Genomic DNA, 24,125 nt, shown 5'->3' with positions numbered 1-24,125 from the left:
CTTTACATAGATGAGCATTCATCTTGTTTTTCTATTATTTAGTAAGAAAAATAGAACCAAACGAAATGTTTAGACATCGGAGTGTACAATTTCTGTGCAGAAGGTATTAGGGCAAGAATTGTGTCGATGATTCACAGATAGGATACCTTGTTCATTCCAAGCCTTTGCGATGGCGATGGTGACAGTACCCGCCTATCGCCATTCGCTCCGCTTAGAATTACCTACTTTATTACTTTTGTAGATACAGTAGGTATTGATTATGCAGGTCACGGAGAGCAGCCACAAGAGCATTCTGGGCTTTGCCTTGATAGTAATCCATAATCCGTCGGCTTAGCTCATCAATCCCATCCTGCAGGCTGCATCCCCTAAGCAGTTGGCCGATAAAATCCCGACCATGATCCGTTGCAAGCGTACACGACGCTTCGAGAATTACATGATATTTTGCGTCTGCTTCTACCGTAATTGTTAGCGTATCAAAAATGCTGCGCGCCGCCATTCCTTGCGGAAGACGAGCATGACCTGCAATAAAATATGTTTTGCCTGTGAACACCTCTACAACACCACTTTCTCAGGAGAATTATCTTTCTCCTGATCATACCTATTCGCTTTTGACACTGTCAATTTTTTGTCAAGCGCTAGCGGTACTACATACGATCCATATACACGGTCTTTACTTGCGTATAGAATTCAACAGCTGTCTTGCCTTGTTCACGGGACCCTGTGCTGGAGTTTTTGCAGCCGCCAAATGGCACCTGCGGCTCCGCACCGGCCGTCTCGGAGTTAACATGCACAATTCCTGCGTCAATATCATCAACAAACCGCTGTGCCACTGTTAGATTATTCGTGCAGATGGCAGAACTTAAACCGTATTCCGTATCGTTAGCCATCTCTATCGCTTCTTCATAGCTGTTCACTTTAAAGAGGGCAATCACAGGACCAAAAATCTCTTCGCGCGCAATGCGAGCATCACGATCCATATTCTCAAATACGGTAGGCTGTACGTAGAAGCCGTTCTGCAGATCCTCATCTGCTGGCGCTTCTCCGCCGCATAGTAGAGTGGCCTCTTGCTTTCCGGCTTCGATCATAGCCATAACGCCATCGCGCTGTGACTTTGAGACAGTCGGTCCCATGAATACAGTATCATCAAGCGGATTGCCCACCTTCAAGGCTTGGACACGTTCAACGAGACGATCACGGAACGCTTCATACACTCCAGCCTCTACAATCACTCGACTTGTTGCCGTACATTTTTGACCCGTGGATTTAAAGGCACCGTTGATAGCGATGGAGACCGCTTTTTCCACATCCGCATCTGCAAGTACGATCAACGGATTTTTTCCGCCCATCTCCAATTGAACCTTCTTACCTGTAGCTGTCGCACGTTCCTGGATTTGCAGGCCAACCTGGTTGGAGCCCGTAAATGAAATCGCCTTAATATCTTCGTGCTCAACAATCTCCGCACCGACGACAGAACCTCTGCCGAATACGCAGTTTACGACACCCGCTGGCAGGCCTGCTTCATCGAACGCCTTCATTACGTGATATACAGATTTTGGCGTAATGTCTGCCGGTTTAATCACGATTGTATTACCATAAATGAGCGCTGGCGCCATCTTCCAGACAGGAATAGCAATAGGGAAATTCCATGGCGTAATCAGACCGATAGGACCAAGCGGTACCCGTGTCGTATACAGGAACGTCTCTGGATTGGCTGATGGAATTACTTCACCTAGAGGCTGACGCGCTTCCGCTGCGTAATACTCAAGAATGCTGATGGCACGCTGTGTCTCTCCGATCCCTTCCGCAAGCGTCTTGCCTTCTTCTAACGTTAAATCACGTCCTACTTCCTGAAGGTTGGATGTAAGAATATCAGCCGCTTTCTGAAGATATGCCGCACGCTGTTGGAATGAAAGCTTCTTCCATGCAGGAAACGCTTGCTTCGCTGCTGCTACCGCTTCTTGTACATCTTCAGCAGTACTCAGCGGGAATTCTCCAAGTGCCTCCTGATTGTGCGGATTATAATTTGTACTATAATTTTCCCCTGAAGGCGTTTTCCACTGTCCGTTAATATAATTGTTATAGCGCATGCTGTGTCTCCTTCCCCTACCGGTTACTGTTGTTATTGTACATCTTCTTTTTTCTTATCTGTAATTGTTCCTGTCTCGATTAGATGCGGCTCTTCCTTCGGCATCTTCATAAGGAAATAGGCTCCACACACCCACCATGCCAGAATAAGAACCCACTCATAAGGCCAGATGAGCGCCGCAGGCATACCCGGCATATACAGCACGGCCAGAAATCCGCTCAAAAGCACGCCGACATAGCCAATCCATGGGGATTTTCCAGCACGGAACGGACGTTCCATTCCCGGCTCCTTTTTCCGTAAAATAATAAATGAAAGTGATACAAGTAAATAGGTCACAACAATATTAAGTCCGCCTGCATCCACAAGCCAAACGAGCGCCTTACGACCAAACAGAGGAGCAATAACAGACAGAACTCCAATCAATAGAATCGCATTCGTCGGTGTCTTGTACGTAGGATGCAGATGCCCGAGAGCACGCGGCAGCATTCCCGACTCAGCCATCGCATACAGGATGCGGCTTCCGCCGATAAAGAATGCATTCCAACTTGTCAAAATGCCCCCAATTCCTGCAATAATCAGTAATTTGGAAGCGATTGAACTGTTAAAGATAGCGCCCATCGCATCCGCTGTCGATAAGGTTGACTTCTCAATCTCAGCTAAGCTAAGTGAATGACCAACCGCATATACGATAGCAAGATACCAGAACACAGCCATCACTACCGAGAGAACAAGAACTTTACCAATCTGCTTAAATGGTAAATTGATTTCCTCAGCCGCTTGTGGAACAACATCAAATCCCACAAACATGAACGGCGTCATAACCAATACCGCAAACACCCCTGCCACACCACCGACAAAAAGCGGTACGGTATCCTGTGGTGCTTCTGTGGCCACGCTTCCAAAAATAAGCGCAAGACCAACGACGGCAATTAATATGGTGCATATCATTTGGAAGAAGGCGGCCATTTTTATACCGCGATAGTTGATATACGTAATAAGAAGCGAGCCAATGACCCCGACGGCAGCCCAAGATGCATACACTTCCCACCCGGCAACGGTCCACATATACCCCACTTTATAGTTCGGAAATAAGTACTCAATGACCGTAGGCAGCGCTACCGCTTCAAATGCTACAACAGAAATATAGCCAAGTGCAATTGCCCATGAACCAACAAACGACCACCTGTACCCCATTGCCCGATGTATATACACATGTTCTCCACCCGTTCTCGGCATAGCGGCTGTTAATTCAGCATAGACAAGGCCAACGAATATAACCATAATTCCCCCGCCTAAAAAAGCGAGCACTGAACCTATGACTCCGGCGGCTGTTACCCAATCTCCTGCCAATACCACCCAGCCCCAGCCAATCATCGCGCCAAAGGCAAGCGCAAGAACGTCAAAGCGTGTGAGAACCCTATCAAATTTTTCTTCTTCCTTTTTCATATAGCACCCCTTTACTATATTGAAATTGATACACGCTGGCGAAGGGGAATACAGAAGGGGTTGTATCCCCTTTGCCAGGACTACTGCTTACATTCCTCTATCTTAGCGCTTCACTGCTGTAGCAATCGCCTGCTCAAGAATATCCAGACCTTGCGCGAGCTGCTCATCAGTAATGACAAGCGGTGGAAGGAAACGAAGCACATTGCCGAAGATCCCTGCACTTAAGCCAATCAGGCCGTTGTTCCAGCATTCAGTAACAACCTTAGCTGTTACTTCTTTTGCTGGTTTTTTCGTTACACGGTCTTCTACAATTTCCATAGCAACCATTGCACCAAGGCCGCGTACATCACCGATGACATCATATTTATCCTGCCAGCTGCGGAAGGTATCCATCATGCGTGTACCAATAACCTGTGCACGTTCGACCAAATTTTCTTCTTCAATGACTTCAAGAACAGCAAGACCTGCCGCACATGCAACCGGACTTCCTGAGAAGGTTCCGCCAAGCTGACCTGGTGCAGGTACATCCATTAATTCTGCACGGCCTGTAATAGCGCTGAGCGGCATTCCTGCAGCAATGGATTTGGATAAGGTTGTGATATCGGCTGCCACACCGTAATTTTCCATTGCAAACAATTTACCTGTACGCGCAAAGCCGGTTTGGATCTCATCGGCGATCATAATGATACCGTATTTATCACAAATGCGGCGTACACCTTGTACGAAGTTTGCAGATGGTACGATGAAACCACCTTCGCCTTGTACCGGTTCCATAATGATTGCCGCCACATTGTCAGGCGACACTTCACCTAAGAAGAACTGCTCAAAATGATTTAGAATTTGCGCATCCATTTCTTCCGGCGTCATATTCTCTGCACGATAGTAGTATGGATAAGGCAATTTGTATGTTTCCGCGGCAAATGGTCCGAAACCATGCTTATACGGGTTTACTTTGCTTGTTAGGGACATGGTCATCAGCGTACGGCCATGGTATGCACGCTCAAATGAAACGATCGCTTGACGTCCAGTTGCTTTACGGGCGATTTTTACCGCATTCTCAACCGCTTCTGCACCGCTGTTGGCAAACATTGTTTTCTTTTTGAAGTCGCCTGGTGTTTTTTCATTTAACTTTTCAGCCAGCTCAATATAGCTTTCATATGGCATAACGTGGAAGCAGCTGTGAATCGACGACGCAGCCTGCTCTTGAATCGCTTGTACTACTTTCGGATGACAATGACCGATATTCTGCATGCCGATTCCGCCTGCAAAGTCAATAATTTCATTACCGTCAACATCTGTAATGATGGCACCTTGCGCCGATCCGACGTACAGCGGTGTTGTATTATATGGACCCTGCGCTACCGCTTCGTGACGGCGTGCATGAAGTTCTTCTGATTTTTGATGTGACATTGTTTTTGTGTTAGTAGTCATATGCTCTCTTCCTTTCCTGCTCCTAAATATTTGTTTAATTTGCGAACCACCGTAGATTGATTAACTTTCAGCACCTCGGCACAGCGGTACGTATTTTCATACTTTTTGTATGCCATTGTGAGGAGCTGACGTTCCACTTCCTCTACCGCTTGCTTTAGCGGATAGAGGCCTTTAATTTTAATGGCTGGCGTCATGCTGTAACCTTCCTCATCCTTGACAATGCCAACGGGCAAATGATGCGGCAATACTTCGTTTCCTTCGCTTGTAACGAGCAAGCGCTCCACCATATTCTCAAGTTCTCGCACATTCCCGGGCCAATCATATGCAAGAAGCAGTTCGATCGTATCTTCATGAAAACTTTTCACAAGCCCGTATTTTTTAGTAAACCTGGCTACAAAATGCTGAATAAGGGCCGGGATTTCTTCTTTGCGCCGCCGGAGCGGGGGCATTGAAATTGGAATTACGTGCAATCGATAGAACAAATCTTCACGGAAACGTCCTTCTGCAATCAGCTTTCGCAAATCCTGGTTTGTGGCAGCGATGATACGGGTATTTACAGTTAGCAGTTGATTACCACCCAAGCGACGAAACGTATTGTCCTGCAGGAATTGCAGCAGCTTAACCTGTACACTAAGCGGAACTTCTCCTATTTCATCAAGAAATACAGTACCGCCATCTGCAATTTCAAGCACACCTTTTTTGGATGTATTAGCTCCCGTAAATGCACCTTTCTCATAGCCGAACAGCTCAGATTCAATTAATGTCTCAGGAATGGCGCCACAGTTAATATGAACGAAATTGTTATCATGCCGATAGCTGGCCCGATGCAAACGCTGTGCAATCATGCCTTTGCCCACTCCTGATTCTCCAATGATTAATACAGTAGAATCCACATGAGCCACTCGTTCGGCCAACTGATAGATTTGCTGCATTTCCGGTGACAATACAACCATGTCTGTCTGCTCTTGCCCATGATTTCTCTTCAGCTTTTCTACTTCAATCCGGTATGCGTCAAGTAGACTCTCTGTTGTTTCCAAGCGCTGACGCAGCATTTCTACTTCTTCATATTCCCGTGAATTAAAGATAATTCGGTGAATGCTTCCATCCGGATTGAATACAGGATTACCGATAACATATAACTTTTTACCGTTAGCTGTTACCTGAATTCCCGAGGCTTTCGTCCGCTTCTCAATGATTTCCGGAGCCAGACTGGGTGTAAACCCGCCTTCTTCAGCAAGCTCCATCGTCTTCATACCGAGAAGATCCTCCATTTTCCGACCATACAGCTCCTCGCTTCTTGGTCCGGCACGCAGAATACGTCCTTCTCCATCCGTAACTAGAATTTCATCAAATGACGTATCAAAAATATCTTCCAACTCAAAATATTGATCGTCACGCCGCAGCACAAGAAAATCACAAACATGAATCCCTTCTTCCTCTTGACGCTTCCACTCTCCACGCAAGGAAAGCGAGGGCATTCTGATTTGTGTCTCCCAATATTCCTGGCCAATGCGATGAAACGATTCATACGAAGAAAAAACAAGGGGCAGGACATCAGACAGGTGTTTTTTTACAATGTCATCTTCTTTAAATAAAAACCATGTTTCCATCTCTCCCTGCCAACCTGTCACAAATCCATCCGGCGACAGAACAAGGACACCATACGGCATTTGGCCAAGCAGCGCATTGATGTCGGGTTTGTTATACGTTTCCAATATCTTCACCTGTTTCTCTGTCCCCTCCATTTCCTCACCTTTTTATCTTGCAAGTACCATGCCAATATTTAATACTTTATTTATAAGGGATTCCAAGAGAGAACAAGCAATTTTTAATGCATTTCTGCATCTAATTGCATTGTAATATACTGAATACTTGTAATCCACCCACTATATTTAACATTTTCAAATTTTAATGCTCGTTCGCATCGAAATAATGCGATTTGGCATCAAAGCCGTACTAATAAGAAATAACTTTAGTTATACTGCAACAAAACCTCCATCTATGATAGAGGTTTTGCATTTGATTTATTTGCCTTCACATGGTTTTTTGCTCAGAACGCGAGAATCCTTGGAAAGCGAACAAAACAATCGTGCCTACAATCAGTAATGTGGATGCTGCCGCAATTGTTGGATCTACCTGGGTCCTCATATTTTCCCACATCACAATGGGCAGCGTTTTTGTTTTTGCCCCTGCGATAAAAATCGACACAACGACTTCATCCAGTGACGTGATAAACGCAAACAATGCGCTCGCTACGACCGCCGAACGAATCAATGGCAACGTAATTTTAAAGAATACGCCGATTGGTGTTGAACCTAGGCTTAAGGCGGCCAATTCAAGATTACGATCCACTCCTCGTAAGCTGGCCGAAATCGTTACAAATACAATAGGAAGTGCCAGAATTGAATGCGCAAGCACCAAGCCAGGAATCGTATTTGTCAGCTTGTACACAGAAAACGTATGATACATCGCTATCCCTACAACGATTACCGGAATAATCATCGGGGCGACAATCAGATTGGCAAACACTTTCTTTCCGGGAAACTCCAATCGCTGCACTGCGAGCGCAGCCATCGTCCCGATCGTTGTCGCAACAACTGCAGTAAGCACTGCCGTCGTCACACTGTTCCACAACCCATCCATCCATTGAGAGTTATTAAAAAATGCGTCATACCATTTCATTGAATAGCCTGGTGGCGGAAACGTAAACACGATCTGTGAACTAAATGAAAGGGGAATGACTACCAAAATAGGTGCAATAATGATAAAAAGAATCAAACATACATACCCACGCAGCCACATATTATTTTTCTCCTTTCAGCAGCGGAGAAAACCGGGATACCCATGCAGCTAATCCGAGCAGCAGCAAGGTTGCTACCAGAAGTACAAGGGAAATGGCCGAAGCCATGCTCCAATTCAGCGTAGTCTGAATATTCTCCTGAATCAACTTGGAAATCATCATATTTCCCTGCCCACCTAGTAACGTCGGGGTAATAAAATAACCAAGGCCCAATACAAATACGATAAGAGAACCTGATAATACTCCCGGCAGAGAAAGCGGGAAAAATATTTGAATAAACGCTTTCCACGGGCGTGCACCCATTCCTTGCGCCGCCTGCATAAGCCTGCGATCAATCCCTTCCATAACCGCATACAGACTTAATACCATGTAAGGGATTAAGATATGCGTCATCCCAATTACAACGCCTGTTGTATTGTAAAGAAGCTTAATTGGCTCTGCAATAATCCCTAATGCAAGTAGCGTTTTATTGATAATACCCTGGTCTTGCAGAATAACCGTCCAAATGAAGGTACGCACAAGCAAACTAATCCACAACGTAATCATAACAAGCGACATCACAATCTTCTTCCAACGCGGCGACTCCATTACAACCAACAGATACGCAATCGGATATGAGATAAGAAGCGTTATGATTGTGACAAGAAATGCGGTTTTCATCGTTACGCCAAGCACCCGCAAATATAGCGGCTCCGTAAATACCTGTTTGATATACTCTAACGTAAATCCATCTGCATCATAAACACTGAGCTTTAAAACACTTACCATCGAGTAATACAGCAGAAATACTGTATATACAAGCGGAATGAGAAGCAGCAGCCATTTTAGACCTGGAATTGCAATAAAACGATGCAGAGGGGGCGCCAGCGTAGGCACCGGAACCTCTGTCTTTGCTTTTGTTATCATCTTTACGCCCCCTTTCACCTGGCACTTACCTTCTATTGAAGCATGAATTTATTGAAGCGTTCATTGATTTTGTCGTAGTTATCTACCCACCAGTGGTTGTCAATCAAGATTTGTGACTGTACACGATCCGGTGTTTGACCAATCCGCTTTTTGACATCATCCGATAATTGTTCCAGTGCTTTTTTGTTGGTTGGCGCATAATCAACCGCATTGGAGTAGGCTGCCTGCGAATCTGGAGAAACCGCGTAGGCAATAAACTTTTGTGCCAATTCCTTATGCGGGGTACCTTTTGGAATAACCCAAGAGGTCGCCATGCCAAGCGACTGGTTAAATTCATTATCTACAGGAGAACCCTGGGCGGCTGCCGCAGAAACCCGGCCGTTCCAAGCTGAAGCCAGTACAACTTCTTTTGTCCCGAGCAATTGCGGTGGCTGCGCCCCTGCATCCCACCACACTTTTACGTCTTTCCTAATTTTTTCAAGACTCTTAAATGCACGGTCTACATCAAGCGGATACAGCTTATCCGGTGATACCCCATCAGCTAACAGAGCTGCTTCCAGCGTACCTACAGGATTTTTGTATAGAGAGCGCGGGCCTGGAAACTTGCTTGTATCCCAGAATTCTGCCCAGTTCTTCGGCTGGCTGCCCGGCTTAAATGCTTCTGTATTGTACGCGATATTAGTAAAGTACAGCTGCAGTCCTATTGAATAATCGGTGACAAGCTCAGGATACACGTCATCTTTTTTGATGACGTTGTAATCAAGCTTCTCAAGTAGTCCTTCTTTTTCAAGGCGAAGAGCAACGTCCGTATCGCTATTAACAACATCCCATTCTACATTACCGCTCTGCACCATCGCTTTAAGCTTCCCTACATCGGTTGGAGATACGACAGTGATTTTGACATTATTGGCTTTCTCAAATGGCTCATATACGGTTTTCTTTGCTGCCTCCGAGGATGCTCCACCCCAGTCTACAACAACCAATTCTTGTGTGCCTTTTCCATCCGGCGCAGAAGCCGCTTTATCCGAACTTGCTCCACCCCCGCAGGCTGTCAATGTTACACCAAGTGCTAACGTAAGTAAGCCTGCAAGTATTCTTTTTCTCTTTTTCTTCATCTTTTTTTCCCCTTTTTCTATGAATTTTAGCTAGCATCTGCTTCATACGGAATTGTGATCGTATCTGCACTGCTCCATCCCACTAAGACTTCCTGCCCGATTACAAGTTCCGCCTCTCTTGCCGCTGGCACTCGCACCGTCATCTCCTGATTGAATGCCGTTCTCGCTTTTAGCTTAATGGACTCACCCAGGTAAATTTTTTCCTCTACCTCTACCGAAAGCGTATTTTCAAATTCGTTCGCTGCCTGTGTTAGATGTATATTTTCTGGTCGAAGTGCAATGAATACCTTCTCCTGCTCTACGCTTGTCCCATGCGAATGCAATGCGACCGACATATCATCAAACAAACGTATGATAGATTTGTCCTTATTCTTCTCTGCCACCTCACCTCCTAACAGGTTGATTTCACCGATAAACTCGGCAACAAAACGGTTACACGGCAAGCAGTACAGATCTTTAGGTGATGAAACCTGTTCAACACGGCCATGATTCATAACACAAATCCGATCCGACATTGTAAGGGCCTCTTCTTGATCATGTGTCACACTAATTGTCGTAATACCGATTTTCTCTTGAATATGCTTAATCTCAAGCTGCATGCGCTCCCGCAAATTTTTATCGAGCGCTCCAAGAGGTTCATCAAGCAGCAAAAGCGGCGGATTGAATACAATCGCTCTGGCTATAGCCACACGCTGCTGCTGCCCACCACTAAGCTGTTTCGGATACCGACTGCCCAAGGCACCTAAGTGAACCATATCCAATACTTTCTGGACGCGTTCACGGATTTCACTTTTAGGAACCTTCCGCAGCGTAAGCGGATAGGCAATATTTTCAGCGACTGTCATATGAGGGAATAAGGCATAATTTTGAAACACCATACCAATGTCCCGCTCATACGGCTTCTTTTTGGTTATATCATGATTATTTAGATAGATGGTTCCGCTACTCACTTCTTCAAAACCGGCAATCAGTTTAAGAAGGGAGGTTTTCCCTGACCCGGAAGGGCCTAGAATGGTTAGAAACTCACCTTTTTTGACATCGAGATTCACAGCATCGACCGCCTTAAAATTACCATAGTATTTGGTCGCTCCCTGAATCGATAAGTCCATCCCTTTTTCCATCCTTCTTCCTCCTGCATTTTTATTCTGAATTTTTTATATTTTAGTGCAAATATCATGCCATAATTCAAAACTGCATAACATTTGTACTATTAATTAAGTTAAAATGCAAAAACGCATTAAAAGTGACCAAAAAGACATACAAATAAAGTATTTTTTGTAGGTAATTAGAACGTTTTTCTAAAATGCAGAAACGCATCATGTAATGCGATAAAGCATCGAAAAGCTTGCAGCAATACTTATGATTTATACGGAGAATGTTTGATGATAGAATAAAAAGAAAACAGAAAGGATGATACGATGTCGCATGATCCAAATTGTATTTTTTGCAAAATTATTAAGGGAGAGATCCCGTCAGCCAAAGTATATGAAAACGAACACGTTGTTGCATTCCTTGATATTAGTCAAGTGACCAAGGGACACACACTTGTCATTCCCAAAATTCATCAGCAGGATATTTTTGAGCTGACGCCTGAAGTTGCTGCAAACGTATATACTTGCGTACCAAAAATCGCAAATGCAATCAAGAAACAATTCAATGCAGAAGGCGTTAATCTATTGAATAATAACGGTAAAGTCGCTGGACAGACCGTGTTCCATTATCATGTGCATATTCTGCCTCGTTACGGCAGCGAGGACGGCTTCCATCCGATCTTCCAAGAACATAACGATCAATATACACCAAGTGATTTACAACAGATCGCTGCCCACATCGCCGGAGGCATCGAGGCATAATATCGATGTATGATCACATCGTCTATACATAAAAAAGACAGGACCCTATCAGGCCCTGTCTTTTTTCTTATAGTGTGCGGCTTAGTACGCGAGTAAACACGCGATCGTTTTTAATGAGGTCTTCGTATGACTCTCTCTCCACCGCCACCTCGGCGCGTCCGTCTTTAACGAACACAACCGCCGGACGGCGAATGCGATTATAATTGTTAGCCATCGAATAGCCATATGCTCCCGTGCAGGAGATAGCAAGAATATCACCCGGCACAGCTTGAGGAAGCTTGTAGTCCCAAATTAACATATCGCCACTCTCACAGCATTTTCCGGCAATCGATACCGTTTCCGTGGGATCTTCCACAGCTCGATTAGCAAGCATTGCTTCATATTTCGCCTGATAGAGAGCAGGACGAATGTTATCTGACATGCCGCCATCAATTGCCACGTACTTGCGAATGCCTGGAATTTCTTTTACCGAACCAACCGTATACAGTGTCGTACCGGCATCCCCTACGATGCTGCGACCCGGCTCGATCCAGATCTCCGGCAGTGGATATGATTTATCCGTAAACTGACGGCGTACTTCTTCTGTAATGACTCGAATGTACTCGCCTACCGGGAGCGGATCATCCTCTTCGGTATACCGAATACCGAATCCACCGCCTAGATTAAGCACTTCCACTTCATAATTCGTCTCGGTGCGCACCTGCTCAAGGAAAGCACCCAAAACTTCAACCGCACCAACAAAGCCTGTCGTCTCAAAGATCTGCGAGCCAATATGAGAATGAATACCAAGCAGCTTATAGAAAGGTTTTGCAAGCGACAGCTTCACTGCTTGCAACGCTTGACCACTCGACACCCCAAAGCCGAACTTTGAATCATCCTGCCCGGTAGAGATATAATCATGTGTATGCGCCTCAATTCCTGGCGTCAAGCGCAGTAGGATCGGAACAACTTGGCCTTTTTTCTCGGCCAAATCATGCAGCAGTTCCAATTCAAAGAAGTTATCGACCACAAAACAGCCGATCCCGGCATCAAGCGCCATGACCAATTCTTCTTCTGTCTTATTATTGCCGTGGAAATGAATCCGATCGGCCGGGAATCCAGCTTCAAGGGCAGTATACAACTCACCGCTTGATACCACATCAAGTGACATATTCTCTTCTAACACGATCTGACACATCGCCATGCACATGAAAGCTTTGCTCGCATAAGCGACCTGAAAGCGAAAACCGCTCGCTTCAAAGGCCTGCACGTATGCGCGGCACTTCTCACGCAGCAGTGCTTCATCATATACATACAATGGCGATCCATACGTACGAACCAAGTCCGTCGTATCACAGCCGCCTATGGCGAGGTGTCCCCTTCCGTTTACTCTGCTCGTTCCATGTAAAAACACTCCGCTTCCTCCTCATACATACCCTATCTACAGCATACTTATCTCATGGATTCACCGCAAAAGGATGCCCGTATCTAAAGCACGACAGTATAAATATCTTATACAGTACCATATCTACTGAAAACATGACAACCATACTTGTATATCTTTTTCAATTTCCCGAATTTTTGTAGAGATACCCGCTTTTCTTTAGAATGAAGCGCACGGCAGCCAGGGTAACCGGACAGCCTATGCACCTCTCATCCTTTCCCTTCATCTTTCCGATATCACCAATACCTACAATCACCGGAATATGCAACATATTGAGCACATCCACTGTATCTCCTATAATATATGCTTCATTCCCGGTCTCCACGAACCCATTTTTATTGACCGGACGCTTCACCTTACGCCCGTATCGATCAATGCAAATATCGACACGTATACCGAGCGCCCCCTTTGTTTTAGAAGCGACCGCGATGGCGCCAAGCACATCAATATCCGGATGCTTAGCGACATAATAGAGCGCTTCCTCCCCCTTTCCCATGCGCATATCACCGTTATCATCGAACATCACCAGGACAGGATCGTAGCATGCTTTTTTGATGAGTGCAACGATCTGCTGTCCTGTTAGCGGAGTAGGATTGCCGGATGAACGGGAGATACATCGGCCGCCTACTTGACGCGCTACTTCTTCCACTGTGCCACGCGCAATAATATCTCCGTCCGTAATCAGAATCACGCTGCGTTTTTTTCGTCCGTTTTCTTCCATAGCTTAACCTTTGGGCTTGAAAATAAGTGAGGCAAAAAAGCTGAATACAATCGCAGCAGATATACCTGCGCTTGGCACTTCAAAAATACCTGTCATAAGACCGATAAGTCCGCTCTGCTCGGCCTCCTGCCAAGCGCCATGATACAGCGCATGCCCAAAGCTTGTAATAGGCACAGTTGCACCGGCACCGGCAAAGTCGATCAAAGGATCATACAATCCCAGGCCGTCTAGTACTGCACCGGAAGCCACCAGAATACTCATAACATGGGCAGGTGTTAACTTCACAAAATCAAGCAGAATCTGTCCAATTACACATATGGCACCACCGACAAGAAAAGCGATTCCAATCTGCCCCATCTCTACACTCCCCCCGCTTCAAGCACAACCGCATGCGCAATACACGGAATGCTCTCACCCTGCTGATAGCTGACGGGGCTGAACAATGCTCCTGTCGCACAAATAAGTGCGCGGCTGATGCTTCCTTCATTAAGACGGTTCATAATATGACTGTACGTAACGACTGCACTAGAGGCGCATCCGCTGCCGCCTGAGAATACCTGTTGATCAGGACTGTATATCATCAGGCCACAATCGTTATATACCGGCGTCATATCAAATGAGAGATCCTTCATTTCATCCTTTAAAATCGCATACCCGATTTTCCCTAAGTCACCTGTTACAATTAGATCATAATCCGTTGGCAACCGATCGGTGTCACGGAAGTGGGTGGACAGCGTATCTACTGCTGCCGGTGCCATTGCACTCCCCATATCAAACGGGTCTTTTACACCCATATCCACCACCTTGCCAATTGTCGCGTGTGTAATGCGCGGCCCCATGCCTCCGCTTCCTACAACGGCAGCACCGGCGCCCGTTACAGTCCATTGAGCGTAATCCGGCTTCTGTCCCCCATACTCTGTTGGATAGCGGAACTGCTTCTCTGCCGTACAGTTGTGGCTGCTGCACGCGGCTACCACATAGGAGGCATATCCTGCATCCACAAGCGCCGAACCAACAGAGAGCGTCTCCATTGAAGTGGAACAGGCACCGAACATTCCAAGCAGCGGAATATTGAGCTGACTTGCGGTAAAATTAGATGAAATCGTTTGATTCAGCAGATCCCCTGCTAAAACAATATCGATTTCGGATTCCAATAGGTTACTTTTCTTAATCGCTGTCTCAACCGCCTGACACATCATATACCGCTCCGCTTTTTCCCAGGAGGTCTGCCCTGCATACATATCCGAATGAATATGGTCAAACTCGGCTGCAAGCGGCCCATCGCCTTCAAGCGGACCCACAGCGACGGCGCTGCCCTGAATGCGAATATTATTTTCAAAACGCCACGTCTGGCGTCCGCATTGACGCTGTCCTCTCATTCCGCTTCCTCCTTTATATTTTGATAATCAGCCATTTGATGACCGAGACGACAAGCGCTGCCACTACACCGTATACGATGACACCCCCGGCCAGTTTAAACATATTCCCTCCGACGCCGAGCACAAGACCCTCCGCTCGATGTTCAATTGCCGCTGATGACATCGAATTCGCAAAGCCTGTTACCGGAACCGCGGAGCCCGCTCCTGCAAACTGACCGAGCCGATCGTATATTCCAAGGCCGGTAAATAGCACAGCAAGAAAAATCAATGTAGCAACAGTCGGATCGCCCGCCGTTTCTTTGGTAAAACCAAAAAAACGAATATAAAAGTTAGTCATAATCTGTCCGAAAGCACAAATGGCTCCGCCCACTAAAAAAGCCTTCACCATATTTTTTAGATACGGCGGTTTGGGCTTATACCTGGCCGCCCGTTCGTTGTATTCCTTCTGTGCTTTCGTCAGCCGACTTTGGTTGCGTGTTTTTACTGAAGAAGCCATATACACATCTCCTTGCATATCATTTAAGATAGATCAGCCAATGAAATAGTGAACCGACAACCTTGCCAAAAGCCAATGCCATAATAAACGCATATAAATATTCGTATACTTGAATCCGCTTAGCGAGTATGGGGATTACATTGAGTACTTCCGTCAGAGCGGCAGCCAGAAATCCGACGAAGATCCCCATACATGCACCGACCACCCCAAGCAGGCCAGAAGAGAGATGCCAGGGCGGCGAAAAAAAATCAAACAAAGTAAAACCAAGCGCACCAAGAATCACCGCCCATTGAAAATGAACCAAGTGCGTGTTGGTCTTTGTAATTTGTACAAATCTAGGGATCAGATCAAGCACAGTAATAAGCGCAACGATTCCCCCGCCAACAATAATTCCGCCGCTTAATCCAACAATGGCAAGAAACAGATTCGCCATCATTTCTTTCGGTCTCCTGTTTCTTCATTTGCAAGCACATATTCATCGACATTTTTCTGATACAAAAACATCTCAAGCTCAAGCGGGCTTGGTTCTTCATTAAACCGCTTGCGGAACAAATGGTTAAAAAACAAAATCATGCCCGCACCAACACCGAACGAATATGGAATCTGAATAATATACGGATGCATGTTCTTTCTCCCTGTTACCAGCTCGTATATGCGCTGATGCACTTCAGGCATACTTACATCCGTATGGAAGTTCATAATGGCAAGTCCGGAGCCGATGAACAGAACGATCCATACAAACGCCACCAACAGCAAATTAATCCTTTTTCTTCGCATAATGACTTCAACAATCATCTGCTCAGCTCCAATATTATGGATGCAGAGCTCAGGACGGGTGCGCTGTAGCGCCGCGATAACCTGAATGGTGCTGACTACATAGCGGTTCCCGTCTTCTGGACGAAGGACATGCAGCACCGTATCCCGAATGGCTGTTTCAGAAGAAGCATTCGTGACCAGCTCGGCCACGTGGCGGATGCGTATCGTCTCGCCTGGAGGCAGTTCTACCTTTCCTTTTAGCTTTACATACACGTGGGTTGGGTCAGCCATACACCATCCCTCCTTACTAACATAGTATTTGTTCACGAAAAGGAGGGTATACAAAAGCGCATGCAAAGCAAAAAAGCAGACCGAGATTTATCTCTCGATCTGCTCTTTCATTAGCTTTAAGATTTTCTTTTCAAGACGTGATACCTGAACCTGCGAAATGCCTAAGCGCTCTGCCACCTCAGATTGGGTCTGGTCTTTGTAATACCGCAGATACACAATGAGCTGCTCGCGCTCCGATAGCTTGCCAATTGCCTCCTTGAGCGCGATTTTATCAAACCACTTTTCCTCATCCTTATCAGCAATCTGGTCCATAAGCGTGATGGGATCGCCATCGTTTTCAAAAACGGTCTCATGAATGGACGATGGGGCTCGATTTGCTTCCTGTGCATAGATGACTTCCTCCGGTGTAATTCCAAGCGCTTCGGCCACTTCCTTTACGGTAGGCAGGCGACCTAATTCTTTTGACAACTCGTCTTTAATGCGGCGCACTTTGTGGGCGATCTCCTTAAGCGAACGACTGACCTTTACCGTTCCATCGTCTCTAAGGAAGCGCTGAATCTCACCAATAATCATCGGCACCGCATACGTGGAGAATTTAACATCAAAACTCAAGTCAAACTTATCGATCGCTTTTAGTAACCCGATGCAGCCGATTTGAAATAAATCGTCCGCCTCATACCCCCGGTTTAAGAAACGCTGTACAACCGACCATACCAGACGAATGTTGCTGTTTACCAATGTATCTCGTGCTGTCGTATCTCCCGCCTGACTTTGGGCAAGTAACTGTTTTACTTCTTTATCGGATAGATATACATGATTGGCATTCCTTACATTGGTCTCCATCGGCATGTCTCCTAATTACATAGCGCTTCATTCTTGGCCAGCTTCTTCACTAATCTGATTCTTGTTCCTTGACCGATCTCCGTTTCTACATCCATCGTATCCATGAAGTTCTCCATAATCGTAAACCCCATGCCCGAACGCTCAAGTTCCGGCTTCGTCGTAAAAAGCGGCTGCCTCGCTTCTTCAAGATCAGCGATTCCGATTCCATGATCTTCTACGACAATCTCAATGCAGGCTGCCGTGTATGCGGTCACAATGGTCACCGTTCCCGTCTCATCCCCTTCATAGCCGTGAATGATTGCATTCGTGACGGCTTCTGATACGACTGTTTTGATCTCTTCTACTTCCTCAAGTGTCATATCAAGCCGCGAGAGAAAGGAGGCAACCGCAATGCGGGCAAATCCTTCATTTTCGCTGCGAGCAGCGAATTCAAGACGCATGAAATTGTTGTCCGTCTTCGCTTTCATCTACGCCACCCCCAGGACAAGGAGCGCTTCCTGTTCGGACTCCTTGATTTTTAGAATCTTGAACAGGCCGGATAGCTCAAACAAACGATAGATAACCGGATTAATGGAGCAGACCACCATATCTCCGCCGCGTGCTGCAATCTGCTTATAGCGCCCAAGAATTACACCAAGACCTGAGCTGTCCATAAAATGCAGGTCGGCCATGCTCAGCAGAATATGCTGAATCCGACCTTCTGCAAGCCGCTGTTCCATTTCCTTACGCAGCATGTCTGCTGTATGGTGGTCAAGCTCTCCTTCCAGCCGCACAATCAATACATCATGCACTGTTTCCATATCAACTCGTAAACTCACGCTGGGCCACTCCTTCTCTTTGTGATACGAGGAAGATTCTACAAGCCCTAAGACGATTCCTGCCCCCCGACAAAACTAGAAAAAAACCGGGAAAATACGGCATGATTCTTCTTTTCCCGATTTCTTCTGCCTACTTTCTATCAAGGTTATCCCCCGAACATTTCGCGCGCTGTCCGCTTAAACAGCTCCCACCAGCTTGCCCGAGCAACATTATCGGCTGCCACAAGGTCTACTGTACTCACCGTTTTCCCGTCCTTTTTAATAAGAACTTCACCGATCTTCACGCCTTTTTTGACAGGAGCTCGTAATTCAGTTTTTAGATTAATCACTTTCTCATATTGGTCCGCTTTTTCCCCCTTCTTCACCAGCATGCTGAAGCGATAGGGTACTACAATGTTTACTGTCTCTTGCGCACCTTTTTCCACCGATACGTTTTTTACAATTTGATTTTCTTTGTATAACGGCTGACTGTCATATTGATTGAATGCATAGTCCATCATAGAAGCAACTTCCTGATTGCGGACCTTTGAATCCGGCGCTCCCATTACGACGGCAACCACACGCATATTGCCGCGCTTAGCCGTTGCAGTAAGACAATACTTCGCTTCAGATGTATATCCGGTTTTCAGACCATCTGCCCCGGAATAAAAGCGGACAAGTCGGTTTGTGTTTACAAGCCAAAATGGTTTTTTCGAATCCTTGCGCAAATAATCCTGGTACAAGCCAGTGTATTTTGTAATTTTCTCATGCTTTAATAGCTCGCGCGACATCAGCGCAATATCGTGAGCGGAAGATACATGATTAGACACAGGAAGTCCGTTCGCATTCATGAATGTTGTATCATCCATCCCCAACTGCTTTGCCCGCGCATTCATTTTTTCGACAAACGCCTTCTCTGTGCCAGCGAGGTGCTCTGCCATCGCGACGGACGCATCATTACCAGATGCAAGTGCAATGCCTTTAAGCATATCCTCTACGCTCATCTCTTCACCCGGCTCAAGAAAAATCTGCGAGCCCCCCATAGAAGCTGCATATTCACTTGTTCTTACTTTATCCGTAAGTTTAATCTCACCCCGGTCAAGCGCCTCCATAATAAGGAGCATCGTCATAACCTTTGTAATACTTGCAGGCGGCAATGCTTTGTGTCCGTTTTTCTCATATAAAATCGCACCGGTGTCCCGATCAATCAGGACAGCGGATAGAGCATTCGGTGCAAGGTCGGCATCCGCCGACTGTCCCTGTTTCTGTTCTGCAGCCGATTTTGCTTTTTCCTCGGCAAAGACAGCTCCGCCAACCGACGGTATCATTAGCATTATACATAGCAGTACAATAGGCAACTTCTTCATTCACAAGTCCCCTCCAATCAAGATAGTACCTATTGTCGCCACGCTACCTGGAATTATATACCTGCCTTCTACTTCAAAATCAGAAATACATGCATCCCACGCAAAATATTTACTTTATGTAAGGAGTTGTGTAAAGTTTAGTTATAACATTTTAAATTTTTTATTGGTTGCAAAAAGACAGCCATTTCTTACACACATACTTTAGGAGGAGACGAGACAGTGATGAATCAACACATTGAAGTTATCTTAACCGATAATAAAAAGACCAAACCAAAAGCAAGCGAGCTGTCGTTTGGCACATGCTTTACCGACCACATGTTTATGATGGACTACACATCTGAGCAAGAATGGCATAATCCACGCATTGTCCCGTATGCTCCGATTACGCTTGATCCTGCTGCCGTCGTCTTTCATTATGGACAAGCGGTATTCGAAGGAATGAAGGCCTACCGAACCAAGGATGAAGAGATTCTATTGTTCCGGCCAGAGAAAAATATGGAGCGTCTTAATCTGTCTAACGAGCGCTTAAGCATCCCACCAATCGATGAGGATTTCTGTGTTGAGGCAATTAAAAAATTAGTGAGTGTAGATCAAGATTGGGTGCCAACGGAAGAAGGAACTTCCTTATACATCCGTCCGTTCATTATTGCTACCGAGGCATTCTTAGGGGTTCGTCCGGCTCGCAAATATACATTTATGGTGATTCTCTCACCGGTTGGCGCCTATTATGCGGAAGGTATCAATCCGGTCAAAATTTATGTAGAGAATAAATATGTTCGTGCCGTCAACGGCGGAACCGGCCATACGAAAACGTCCGGCAATTATGCGGCAAGCTTCCGAGCACAGGAAGAAGCACAGAAGAAGGGCTGTGCGCAGGTTCTCTGGCTTGACGGTGTCGAAAAAGCGTACATAGAAGAAGTGGGAAGCATGAACGTCTTCTTTAAAGTAAACGGAGAAATCTGGACCCCTGCTCTAAACGGCAGCATCCTTCCCGGCGTCACGAGAGATTCCGTCATCGAACTGCTGAAGGATTGGGGATTGAATGTTGTAGAACGAAAAATCTCCATGCAGGAGCTCTATGATGCCTATATGAGCGGAGCGCTTGAAGAAGCATTTGGTACAGGGACTGCAGCCGTCATCTCACCGATCGGCGAGTTAAAGTGGGAAGATAAAGAAATGGTTATCAACAACGGAGAATCCGGGCCGATCTCCATGAAGCTGTATCGTACGATTTGTGATATTCAAACGGGTACAATTGATGATCCATTCAAATGGACCGTAAGCGTAAAATAAAGGCAGCAGAGGATACGATGTCCGCTATGTGAGCATCGATCCTCTTTTTTTATACATAAACCATGCAGATTATGGTTCAATCAGAGCACAAATTGACCGGATGTATACAAAAAGAGCTGTTATTATACAGCTAAGGAGGGGAGCACAATGGGCTGGGTAGAAGCCATCCAAAAGGCAATCGATTATATAGAGAAGAATTTACATGAGGCGATTACGATAGAAGCTGTAGCCAAACAAGCCAATGCATCGGTATTTCACTTTCAGCGAACGTTTGCGATATTAACAGATATATCGGTTGCCGAATACATCCGTCGGAGACGTTTAACCTTAGCAGCACAAGAACTGGTTGCTACGGACTGTAAAATCATTGATCTTGCCTACAAATACGGCTATGAAACTCCCGAGGCTTTTTCAAAGGCGTTTCGTAAACAGCATGGGGTAAGCCCTCGTGAAGTACGACAAAACAAAGGAAAACTAAACTCCTATAACCGTCTGGTTATCCAAATTACCCTGAAGGGAGCGGAACCAATGAAGTACAAAATTGTAGAGCGAGAAGGCTTTCAAGTTGTCGGAATCAAACGAGAATTTTCATTGCATGATGGTGAGAACCATAAAGGAATTCCAGTGTTTTGGAAAGATGCCCATGCAGACGGCACAAATGATTTGTTATTTACGCTGAATAACGGAAAAATAAACGGGGTGCTTGGTGTATGTGTCGATAAAAGAGGGATGCAGGCGGAGGAGATGATCGATTATTGGATCGCTACGGAATATGTCGGTGATATACCTGAAGGATTGCTGAGTCTCGAAATCCCTGCAGCTAAATGGGGTGTATTCGAAGTTCATGGACCAATGCCTGACGCCATGCCAAAGGTGTGGAAAATGATCTTTTCCGAGTGGTTTCCGTCCCACTCGTATGGGCATGCCGGCACTCCTGAATTAGAGGTATATTCAAATGAAGATCCTTCAAGTCCTGATTTATACTCTGAAATCTGGATTCCTTTAAAATAAAAAGAGAGCACATCGTATCACTACTACTACATGCTCTCCTTTTTCTTACTATGCATATTGTAACAGGCTCGCTGCTATACTTTTCGTACATCAGTACCCATAATGTCTTTGTTGTACAGATGGCAGGCCACGAAATGCTCCGGTTTGACCTCCTGCCATACCGGATCAATTTTTGCACATGATTCCATCGCATACGGGCATCGTGTACGGAAGTGACAGCCGCTTGGCGGGTTCATCGGACTTGGCACATCGCCCTTTAGAACGATGCGCTGACGGCCTCGCTCCACTTCCGGATCCGGTATCGGTATCGCTGAGAGAAGTGCCTGCGTGTACGGATGAAGAGGGCTTGCATACAGCTCTTCACTAGCCGCCACTTCTGCAAGCTTGCCAAGATACATCACCGCCACCCGATCACTGATATGTTTCACCATCGACAGGTCATGGGCGATAAACAAATAGGTGAGTCCCATCTTATCCTGCAGATCGCTAAGCAAATTTACAACCTGTGCTTGAATCGACACGTCAAGCGCGGAGATCGGCTCATCACATACGATAAACTTCGGCTCTACCGCAAGCGCCCGCGCAATCCCGATCCGCTGACGCTGACCACCTGAGAACTCATGCGGGAAACGATTCATATGATCTGCCTTCAGACCAACAAGGCGAAGCAGCTCCTGAATGCGTTCTTTACGCTTGGCACCACTTGCCAGCTTATGCAAATCAATCGCTTCTCCGATAATATCACCAATTGTCATCCGAGGATTGAGAGAAGCATATGGATCTTGGAAGATCATCTGCATATCACGGCGCAAGCCTTTCAGTTCGCGCGAACTTGCTTTATGCACATCCTTGCCTTCAAATAGTACCTGACCTTCCGTTGCATCATACAGGCGAAGGATGGTGCGTCCCATGGTCGACTTCCCGCAGCCTGACTCGCCTACTACGCCCAGCGTCTCACCTCGCTTAATGCTAAAGGTAACGTCGCTTACGGCCTTAACGGTACCGCCGCTGGCATGAAAATATTTCTTCAGGTTGCGCACTTCAAGAAGCGGCTCCTGTGTCTTGCCCTTTTGAACCGGCATCTCTTTTACGTTTGATTTCATTGCGCAAACTCCTCCTTCCGGCTTGCGGCCAGCGGATGGTGCAGCCAGCAGGCTGCATGATGATTGCTACCCATATCTTCAAGCGCTGGCTTGTGGTTTCTGCATACTTCCATTGCATACTCGCAACGGGCAAAGAACGGGCAGCCTGTCGGAGGATGCAGCAGATCCGGGGGCGTGCCTATAATCGGCGCAAGCGGTTCATCCCTGTTCATATCAAGGCGCGGCACAGACTTAAGCAGACCCTTTGTATACGGATGCTGCGGTTCATAGAAGATCTGATCTACCGTGCCGGTCTCTGCTACTTCTCCGGCATACATAACTACGACACGGTCACACATGTCCGCCACAACGCCTAGATCATGCGTGATGATAATAATGGAGGTTCCCGTTTTTTCCTGCAGCGCCTTCATCAACTCAAGAATCTGCGCCTGAATCGTTACATCAAGCGCCGTCGTCGGCTCGTCGGCGATCAGCAGCTTCGGACTACAGGCAAGCGAAATCGCAATCATCGCTCGCTGACGCATGCCGCCTGAGAATTCATGCGGATATTGATTGGCACGTTTATCCGGCTGTGGAATCCCTACCATTGTCAGTAGTTCGATGGAACGCTTATGCGCTTCTCCACCGCTCATACCGTGATGCTTCATCAAGCTCTCTGTAATCTGCTGTCCGATTTTCATCGTTGGATTTAATGACGTCATCGGGTCCTGGAAAATCATCCCGATGTCTTTCCCACGAATTTTTTGCATCTCTTTTTCATTTTTCTTAAGCAGATCCTCACCGTTAAACCTGATCTGTCCCTGTTTATATTGTGTAGGCGGTTGAGGTAAAAGCTGCATAATCGACTGGGCTGTTACACTTTTTCCGCAGCCTGACTCGCCGACAATCCCTACCGTCTCGCCTTTTTTCACTTCAAAGTTCACCCCGCGGACGGCTTGTACTTCGCCCGCATACGTATGGAAAGAGATATGCAAATCACGTACTTCCAATATATTTTCCATAGGTTGT

25 protein-coding genes are annotated in these 24,125 nt (G+C 46.2%); 3 read left to right on the top strand and 22 right to left on the bottom strand.

Annotation, left to right across the window (positions count from 1 at the left end; translation table 11 throughout):
• Positions 1 to 229: 229 nt before the first annotated feature.
• The 9 genes from AB3351_RS07675 to AB3351_RS07635 form a co-directional block, all read right to left on the bottom strand.
• The gene (locus AB3351_RS07675) at positions 230 to 550 is read right to left on the bottom strand and encodes a DUF3870 domain-containing protein (RefSeq protein WP_371146539.1); all 321 of its coding nucleotides are present in this window, start codon (positions 548 to 550) and stop codon (positions 230 to 232) included.
• Positions 551 to 644: 94 nt separating this feature from the next.
• Positions 645 to 2,087: an aldehyde dehydrogenase family protein gene (locus tag AB3351_RS07670; RefSeq protein ID WP_371146538.1), complete on the bottom strand. Its 1,443-nt coding sequence runs from the start codon at positions 2,085 to 2,087 to the stop codon at positions 645 to 647.
• Positions 2,088 to 2,119: 32 nt separating this feature from the next.
• Complete coding sequence (locus AB3351_RS07665) at positions 2,120 to 3,532, bottom strand: APC family permease (RefSeq protein WP_371146537.1); 1,413 nt, start codon at positions 3,530 to 3,532, stop codon at positions 2,120 to 2,122.
• A 102-nt stretch (positions 3,533 to 3,634) separates the two neighbouring features.
• Positions 3,635 to 4,963, bottom strand: a complete 1,329-nt coding sequence (gene gabT, locus AB3351_RS07660; protein WP_371146536.1) for a 4-aminobutyrate--2-oxoglutarate transaminase — start codon at positions 4,961 to 4,963, stop codon at positions 3,635 to 3,637.
• A complete protein-coding gene (locus AB3351_RS07655; RefSeq protein WP_371146535.1) occupies positions 4,960 to 6,687 on the bottom strand; it encodes a sigma 54-interacting transcriptional regulator in 1,728 nt (575 codons plus the stop codon). Before AB3351_RS07655 ends, gabT begins: the two co-directional genes overlap by 4 nt.
• A 310-nt stretch (positions 6,688 to 6,997) precedes the next feature.
• A complete protein-coding gene (locus AB3351_RS07650) occupies positions 6,998 to 7,765 on the bottom strand; it encodes an ABC transporter permease (protein ID WP_371146534.1) in 768 nt (255 codons plus the stop codon).
• Between the two features lies 1 nt (position 7,766).
• Positions 7,767 to 8,669, bottom strand: coding sequence for an ABC transporter permease (locus AB3351_RS07645; protein WP_371146533.1), 903 nt, complete (start codon positions 8,667 to 8,669; stop codon positions 7,767 to 7,769).
• 32 nt (positions 8,670 to 8,701) lie between these two features.
• On the bottom strand, positions 8,702 to 9,784 hold the full coding sequence (locus tag AB3351_RS07640) for an ABC transporter substrate-binding protein (protein WP_371146532.1): 1,083 nt from the start codon (positions 9,782 to 9,784) through the stop codon (positions 8,702 to 8,704).
• 26 nt (positions 9,785 to 9,810) lie between these two features.
• A complete protein-coding gene (locus AB3351_RS07635; protein ID WP_371146531.1) occupies positions 9,811 to 10,905 on the bottom strand; it encodes an ABC transporter ATP-binding protein in 1,095 nt (364 codons plus the stop codon).
• Between the two features lie 297 nt (positions 10,906 to 11,202).
• Here AB3351_RS07635 and AB3351_RS07630 point away from each other — a divergent pair, with 297 nt between their 5' ends.
• Positions 11,203 to 11,637 (top strand): HIT family protein, encoded by a 435-nt coding sequence (locus AB3351_RS07630; protein ID WP_371146530.1) that lies wholly within the window; start codon positions 11,203 to 11,205, stop codon positions 11,635 to 11,637.
• 67 nt (positions 11,638 to 11,704) lie between these two features.
• Here AB3351_RS07630 and lysA read toward each other — a convergent pair whose 3' ends face one another.
• The 11 genes from lysA to AB3351_RS07575 all read right to left on the bottom strand — a co-directional run bounded on the left by lysA (position 11,705) and on the right by AB3351_RS07575 (position 19,710).
• Positions 11,705 to 13,030, bottom strand: a complete 1,326-nt coding sequence (gene lysA / locus AB3351_RS07625) for a diaminopimelate decarboxylase (protein WP_371146529.1) — start codon at positions 13,028 to 13,030, stop codon at positions 11,705 to 11,707.
• A 151-nt stretch (positions 13,031 to 13,181) separates the two neighbouring features.
• Positions 13,182 to 13,781: a stage V sporulation protein AE gene (locus AB3351_RS07620; protein WP_371146528.1), complete on the bottom strand. Its 600-nt coding sequence runs from the start codon at positions 13,779 to 13,781 to the stop codon at positions 13,182 to 13,184.
• Positions 13,782 to 13,784: 3 nt separating this feature from the next.
• Positions 13,785 to 14,138 (bottom strand): stage V sporulation protein AE, encoded by a 354-nt coding sequence (gene spoVAE / locus AB3351_RS07615; protein ID WP_371146527.1) that lies wholly within the window; start codon positions 14,136 to 14,138, stop codon positions 13,785 to 13,787.
• 2 nt (positions 14,139 to 14,140) lie between these two features.
• The gene (gene spoVAD, locus AB3351_RS07610) at positions 14,141 to 15,160 is read right to left on the bottom strand and encodes a stage V sporulation protein AD (protein ID WP_371146526.1); all 1,020 of its coding nucleotides are present in this window, start codon (positions 15,158 to 15,160) and stop codon (positions 14,141 to 14,143) included.
• Positions 15,161 to 15,173: 13 nt separating this feature from the next.
• Positions 15,174 to 15,656, bottom strand: coding sequence for a stage V sporulation protein AC (gene spoVAC / locus AB3351_RS07605; RefSeq protein ID WP_371146525.1), 483 nt, complete (start codon positions 15,654 to 15,656; stop codon positions 15,174 to 15,176).
• Positions 15,657 to 15,675: 19 nt separating this feature from the next.
• Entirely contained in the window at positions 15,676 to 16,092 is a 417-nt protein-coding gene (locus AB3351_RS07600) for a stage V sporulation protein AB (RefSeq protein ID WP_371146524.1), read from the bottom strand.
• Positions 16,089 to 16,703 carry a stage V sporulation protein AA gene (locus AB3351_RS07595; RefSeq protein WP_371146523.1) on the bottom strand — a complete coding sequence of 205 codons (615 nt, stop codon included), beginning with the start codon at positions 16,701 to 16,703 and terminating at the stop codon, positions 16,089 to 16,091. Before AB3351_RS07595 ends, AB3351_RS07600 begins: the two co-directional genes overlap by 4 nt.
• Positions 16,704 to 16,790: 87 nt before the next feature.
• Entirely contained in the window at positions 16,791 to 17,546 is a 756-nt protein-coding gene (sigF, locus tag AB3351_RS07590) for an RNA polymerase sporulation sigma factor SigF (protein WP_371146522.1), read from the bottom strand.
• 11 nt (positions 17,547 to 17,557) lie between these two features.
• The gene (gene spoIIAB / locus AB3351_RS07585) at positions 17,558 to 18,013 is read right to left on the bottom strand and encodes an anti-sigma F factor (RefSeq protein WP_371146521.1); all 456 of its coding nucleotides are present in this window, start codon (positions 18,011 to 18,013) and stop codon (positions 17,558 to 17,560) included.
• Positions 18,014 to 18,364 carry an anti-sigma F factor antagonist gene (gene spoIIAA / locus AB3351_RS07580; protein ID WP_371146520.1) on the bottom strand — a complete coding sequence of 117 codons (351 nt, stop codon included), beginning with the start codon at positions 18,362 to 18,364 and terminating at the stop codon, positions 18,014 to 18,016.
• A gap of 146 nt (positions 18,365 to 18,510) precedes the next feature.
• On the bottom strand, positions 18,511 to 19,710 hold the full coding sequence (locus AB3351_RS07575) for a D-alanyl-D-alanine carboxypeptidase family protein (protein ID WP_371146519.1): 1,200 nt from the start codon (positions 19,708 to 19,710) through the stop codon (positions 18,511 to 18,513).
• Positions 19,711 to 19,932: 222 nt separating this feature from the next.
• On the opposite strand from AB3351_RS07575, the gene AB3351_RS07570 reads away from it, so the two are divergent.
• Positions 19,933 to 21,003: a branched-chain amino acid aminotransferase gene (locus AB3351_RS07570; protein WP_371146841.1), complete on the top strand. Its 1,071-nt coding sequence runs from the start codon at positions 19,933 to 19,935 to the stop codon at positions 21,001 to 21,003.
• A 147-nt stretch (positions 21,004 to 21,150) separates the two neighbouring features.
• Entirely contained in the window at positions 21,151 to 22,014 is an 864-nt protein-coding gene (locus AB3351_RS07565) for an AraC family transcriptional regulator (RefSeq protein ID WP_371146518.1), read from the top strand.
• 74 nt (positions 22,015 to 22,088) lie between these two features.
• Here AB3351_RS07565 and AB3351_RS07560 read toward each other — a convergent pair whose 3' ends face one another.
• Together AB3351_RS07560 and AB3351_RS07555 are read right to left on the bottom strand one after the other, a co-directional pair.
• Positions 22,089 to 23,117 (bottom strand): ABC transporter ATP-binding protein, encoded by a 1,029-nt coding sequence (locus AB3351_RS07560; RefSeq protein ID WP_371146517.1) that lies wholly within the window; start codon positions 23,115 to 23,117, stop codon positions 22,089 to 22,091.
• A complete protein-coding gene (locus AB3351_RS07555; protein WP_371146516.1) occupies positions 23,114 to 24,118 on the bottom strand; it encodes an ABC transporter ATP-binding protein in 1,005 nt (334 codons plus the stop codon). The genes AB3351_RS07560 and AB3351_RS07555 overlap by 4 nt, the downstream gene beginning before the upstream one ends.
• Between the last annotated feature and the right edge of the window lie 7 nt (positions 24,119 to 24,125).

The organism is Aneurinibacillus sp. REN35 (genome assembly GCF_041379945.2).
In the GTDB taxonomy this organism is placed as follows: Bacteria; Bacillota; Bacilli; order Aneurinibacillales; family Aneurinibacillaceae; genus Aneurinibacillus.
This window is presented reverse-complemented; position numbering and strand designations above follow the sequence as displayed.